This is a genomic window from Azospirillum formosense, assembly GCF_013340925.1.
Taxonomy (GTDB): domain Bacteria; phylum Pseudomonadota; class Alphaproteobacteria; order Azospirillales; family Azospirillaceae; genus Azospirillum; species Azospirillum formosense.
Window position 1 is genome coordinate 1 of sequence record NZ_WHOR01000349.1, and the last position, 4,928, is coordinate 4,928.

At 68.5% G+C, this 4,928-nt stretch carries 4 protein-coding genes and 1 pseudogene; 3 read left to right on the forward strand and 2 right to left on the reverse strand.

The features are described from left to right. Positions 1 to 314, forward strand: a 314-nt coding sequence (locus GBZ26_RS26865) for a sulfurtransferase (RefSeq protein WP_247884921.1), incomplete at its 5' end; no start/stop codon positions are given. A 3-nt stretch (positions 315 to 317) separates the two neighbouring features. Here GBZ26_RS26865 and murJ read toward each other — a convergent pair. Continuing rightward, positions 318 to 1,868, reverse strand: a complete 1,551-nt coding sequence (gene murJ / locus GBZ26_RS26870) for a murein biosynthesis integral membrane protein MurJ (protein ID WP_174441446.1) — start codon at positions 1,866 to 1,868, stop codon at positions 318 to 320. A gap of 173 nt (positions 1,869 to 2,041) precedes the next feature. On the opposite strand from murJ, the gene GBZ26_RS26875 reads away from it, so the two are divergent. Beyond that, a complete protein-coding gene (locus GBZ26_RS26875; protein ID WP_174441447.1) occupies positions 2,042 to 2,821 on the forward strand; it encodes an alpha/beta fold hydrolase in 780 nt (259 codons plus the stop codon). Between the two features lie 73 nt (positions 2,822 to 2,894). Here GBZ26_RS26875 and GBZ26_RS26880 read toward each other — a convergent pair whose 3' ends face one another. Continuing rightward, positions 2,895 to 4,289: a hypothetical protein gene (locus tag GBZ26_RS26880; protein ID WP_246653585.1), complete on the reverse strand. Its 1,395-nt coding sequence runs from the start codon at positions 4,287 to 4,289 to the stop codon at positions 2,895 to 2,897. 276 nt (positions 4,290 to 4,565) lie between these two features. On the opposite strand from GBZ26_RS26880, the pseudogene GBZ26_RS26885 reads away from it, so the two are divergent. Then, positions 4,566 to 4,928: pseudogene (locus GBZ26_RS26885) on the forward strand (hypothetical protein); the annotation flags it as partial.

The following is a 4,928-nucleotide window of genomic DNA, read 5'->3' on the forward strand; positions in this document are numbered from 1 at the left end:
TCCCGAGGGAGGGTCGTCGGCAGAGCAAGAGGTGTAAAAGAGACGGGCCGGGGGCGGTGCTGATCGAGAACGGCGCCTTCTACTCCGCCGCCGAGAAACGCTTCCTCCCCGCCGACGCGGTGAAGGCGCTGGCGGATCAAGCCGGGACGGGGGACGCGACGATCACCTTCTGCAACACCGGCCACCTCGCCTCGGTGTCCTGGTTCGCGCTGAGCGAACTGGCGGGGGTCGACGGGGTGCGCCTCTATGACGGGTCGATGTCGGAATGGACCGCCGATCCGGCCCGCCCGGTCAAGAACGGGCCGGCGGCTTAGTCCTCAAACGCTCTTGCGGCGCCGGCGCAACCGCCCGAGGTCCGACCGGCGCAGCAGGCCCAGCGCCACCGCCAGAACCGCGTAGACCAGCAGGCCGGCAAGGCCCAGCAGCACCAGCCCGCCCAGCCGCTCGAACAGCCCATGGGCGGTCAGCCAGGACGACAGCTGGGTCTGCACCAGCCACAACGTGCCGCCCATGGCGAGCGCCGCGATGGCCATGCGCGGCAGGTTGCGCAGCAGCCGGGCATCAGCCTTGAACAGCCCGCGCCGGGTCAGCAGCCACGCCAGCAGCCCGGCGTTGACCCAGGCGGCGACGGAGGTCGCCACCGCCAGCCCCACTTGCGCCAGCGGTCCCATCAGCGCCAGCTTCAACGCCACGTTGACCGCCGTCGCGGCCAGCGCCACCCGCACCGGGGTCGCCGTGTCGTGCCGGGCGTAGAAGCCGTTGACGAGGCTGCGGATCACCACGAAGGCCGGCAAGCCCAGCGCGTAGGCCTGCAGGGTGGCGGCGGACTGCGCGGCGTCGGTCGGGCCGAAGGCGCCGTGCTGGAACAGCACCGACACGATGGGCAGGCCGGCGACCAGGAAGGCGGCGGCGGCCGGCAGGGTCAGCACCAGCGACAGTTCCACCGCCCGGTTCTGGCTCTCCACCGCGCCCGGCTCGTCCCCGCCCTTGATGCGCCGGGCCATTTCCGGAAGCAGAACGGTCCCCACCGCGATCCCGATGACGCCCAGCGGCAACTGGTTCAGCCGGTCCGCGTAGTAGAGGTAGGACACCGCGCCGGTGGGCAGCAGCGAGGCGATCAGCGTGTCGACGAACAGGTTGATCTGGGTCAGGCCAGACCCCAACGCCGCCGGTCCCAACACGGTCAGGAACCGCTTCACGTCGGGCGTGAAACGCGGCAGGGCCAGCCGCAGCCCCATCCCGGCGCGGCTCGCCTCCCAGTACAGGTACAGGAACTGCGCCAGCCCGGCGGCGAAAACGCCCCAGGACAGGGCGTGGCCGACCGTCGGCATCAGCGGCGCGGCCAGCACCATCGCCGCGATCAGGCACAGGTTGAGCAGGATCGGCGCCGCCGCCGCCGCCCCGAACCGCCCCATGCTGTTCAGCACGCCGGCCAGCAGCGATTCCAGCGAGATGAACAGCAGGTACGGGAAGGTGATGCTGGTGAACAGGACGGCCAGCCGGAATTTCTCCGGCTCGTCGGAGAAGCCCGGCGCGAAGACCGTCATGAACTGCGGCATGATCGCCAGGATGCCGGCCAGAAACAGCAGCTGCACCGCCAGCAGCAGGCTCATCACCTCCTCGGCGAAGCGCTTGGCGGCGGCTTGCCCGTCCTGCACCAGCTTGGCGGAGAACAGCGGCACGAAGGCCGAGTTGAACGCCCCCTCGGCGAACAGGGCGCGGAAATGGTTGGGCAGCCGGAACGCCACGAAGAAGGCGTCGGCCACCGGCCCGGCGCCGAGCAGCGCGGCGGTCAGGACGTCGCGCAGAAAGCCAAGGACGCGGCTGACCAGCGTCAGCCCGCCGACGGACAGGATGTTGCGGAGCACGGTGCGTACGGGTCCTCTGATGGGCGGCGCCATCCTAGCGTTTTCCCCGCCCGCGTCACGCCTTTCGGCATGCCAGCCCGTGTGGAATTTGAAGGCGGTGGGCGGAAACGGTCTGCTAGGATCGCCGCCCACCCATTGTCCTCTCCACCCACCTTCAGACAAGCGGAACGTCCATGGCCCAGGGTCTTCCCCTCACCTATCTGGAAGCCGGCGAAGCGAACGGCGGCACCCCCCTGCTGGTCCTGCACGGCCTGTTCGGGTCGGCGCGCAACTGGCAGACCCTGGCGAAGCGCTTCGCGGAGCGGCACCGGGTCTATGCCCTGGACCTGCGCAACCACGGCGGCGCCCCCTGGTCGGACGAGATGACCTACCCGGCGATGGCCGCGGACGTGCTGCGATTCCTCGACGACCGCGGCTTCGCGCGGGCGTCGGTGGTCGGCCATTCCATGGGCGGCAAGGTGGCGATGACCCTGGCGCTGACCCATCCCGACCGGGTGGAGCGTCTGGCCGTGGCCGACATCGCGCCGGTCGCCTACACCCACACCCACGCGCCTTTCGTGGCCGCGATGAAGCAGGCCAGGCTGGAAGGCTGCACCCGCCGGTCGGAGGTCGAGGCGCAGCTCGTGGATGCGGTGCCGGAAGCCCCCCTGCGCTCCTTCCTGCTGCAGAATCTCGTTCTGGAGCAAGGGTCGTTTCACTGGCGGATCAACCTCGACGCCATCGGCGCCCGCATGGCCGACCTGATCGGCTTCCCGGATCTCGGCGACGCCCGATACGACGGCCCCACCCTGTTCATCGGCGGAACCCGGTCCGACTACATCGTGCCGGAGAACCACGCCGCCATCCACCGCCACTTCCCCAAGGCCGCCATCGAAATGATCGAGGGCGCGGGCCACTGGCTGCACGCCGAACGCCCGCAGGAGTTCGCGGCCCTGGTCGAAGACTTCGCGTAACGTCTTCAGCCGGCAAAAAGAAACGGGGGCCGCGAAGGCCCCCGTTCCCGCATGCTGGCGATGCTAAGTCCTGTCAGAGCGCGCCCTGGCGGGCGCCGGTCTTGGCGGCCGGGCCGGAGGACTGGTTGAAGGCGTCGCGCAGGTAGGGCGACAGCGCCTGCCGCATCGTGCGCAGCCACTCGTGGATGATGATCAGCGAGCGGGAGGCGACCGGCGGGGTCATGCCCAGCTTCACCAGATCCTCGCGGGTCATCTGCGCCACCTCGTCGATGCGGTGGCCGGTCAGGCGCGCCCAGGCCGGGGCCGTGCAGGGAGCCATGGAGATGACCTCCACGCCCTCGCGCTCCACCATCTCCGCCTTGCGGCGGGCGTACTGGCTGTCGTCGAGCTGCGAGAAGGGACCGGAGAAGCCGTTCTCGACCAGAACGCGCTTGGCCTTCGGGGCGATGGTGGCGATGCGCTCCAGCGTGTTCATGCCGGTGGACAGCGAGGCCAGATCGACGGTGACCGGCACCATGAAGGTCAGCCGCTCGCCCTCGCCGACATAGTAGTCGAAGCCCGACACCTCGGCCCAGTTGAAGAACCACTGGGAGATGTTGCCGCCGAAGTCGTAGAGGCGGCCGCCGCGCTGCAACTCCGGGCCGATCTGGTCCCAGAACTCGTAGAAGCCGTCGCCCGACCCCATCATGTTCATGAAGTCCTGGGTGATGCGGCGGTGCTCGACCACCTCCGGACCGAACAGGCGGTTCAGGCGCTCGTTCACCTCATATTCGACGACCTTGAGCTGAAGGCCTTCGAGCATGGCGGTCGCCATCAGGTGATGGGACAGCAGCGTCTTGCCGACGCCACCGCGGTCGTTGAGAACGAAGATGGTGCCCAGCATGCGATCGCCTTTCCAGGGTCTGTTCGTTGTCGAATCTTGAGGTGATGAAATGTGAGGGACCGGCGCCCGGGAGTTGTCAGCCTGGGAAATCGGAGCCTGAACGGGAGGAAGGCCCGGAACCGGAGACGGCTCGTCCGTTGGACCGGCGGAGTCCGCGGCCATGAAAACGGATTCCGGAACGGGGTCCGGTTCTGGAGCGGAAGTGAATTCCGGTTCGGGCACGGCGGATCCGGCGGATTCCAGCGAATCGTCGGCCGCCTTGTCCACCAGGTCCGCTTCGGCCGGTTCCGGCGCAAGCGCCGCATCCTCGTCGTCCGCCGGCTGTCCGGCGGCGAGGGCGGCACGGTGAACCGCGTCCAGCGTTTCACGCGGCGTTGCGCCTCCCGCATCCTCTCCGTCCGCGCCGCCGTCGCGCCCTTCGTTCCCCACAAGGAAGAAGGCGGAGCGCAGGGTGACGGGCGAGATCGGCTGGTTGTCGCGGGCGGTGACGCCCAGCTTCGCCAGCACGTCGGAGATATCCGCCCAGGACAGGCCGCGCTCGCGCATCAGGCCGATGTCGGCGTAGCTTTCGCGGACGGCCTGCATGGCCGAGCGGTTTCCAGTCGGACGATCGGCAAGAAGCCGTTCCAGTTCCGCGCGATCAATCGACACCGTGAGTACCCGGCATGCGTGGTTCTGGGGAGGGGTGGGTAGGATTTGTGATACCGCAGGATTCCGTTCCCCCCGGTGCGGAAAAAATAGTACAAGCGAATGGGGTGCGCAAACGGTTTCCAACCATGTTCAACCGCATTAAACCTGTGACACGGCAACCTTCCTTGGTCTCCATCAGGATTGCAGGATAGGGCCCGGCGTTTGGCGAAGATGCCCTATGATTTTCGATCGCAGGATCAGCGGACCGCCGACTCCGGGCGGACGCCGGGGACGCCCATCGGCTTCCACGAGCTGCGCCAAGCCTGCGAGATTTCAGCCCTTCGGGAGGATCTGGAACGCGTCCTCCAGGACACCGGCGCCCTGCGCGACAGCATCGAGGACGCGGTGGAACAGGTGCGCCAGCGCTTCGCCGCCCTGACGGCGGAGGAGTTGGCGAACTCCGAGACGATGGCGCCGCTGCTCCAGTTCGCCGTGTCCACCCTGCTGTCCATCCGCGACGATGCCCGGCGCATCAACACCCAGACCGGCCCGGTGGACGATGACGACCGTCCCACGCGGGCCGTCGCCGAATCG

Bases quoted from the DNA above. Each gene is read 5' to 3' on its own strand.
- GBZ26_RS26875 (WP_174441447.1), top strand. From the start codon at position 2,042: ATGGCCCAGGGTCTTCCCCTCACCTATCTGGAAGCCGGCGAAGCGAAC.
- GBZ26_RS26880 (WP_246653585.1), bottom strand. From the start codon at position 4,289: ATGCAGGCCGTCCGCGAAAGCTACGCCGACATCGGCCTGATGCGCGAG.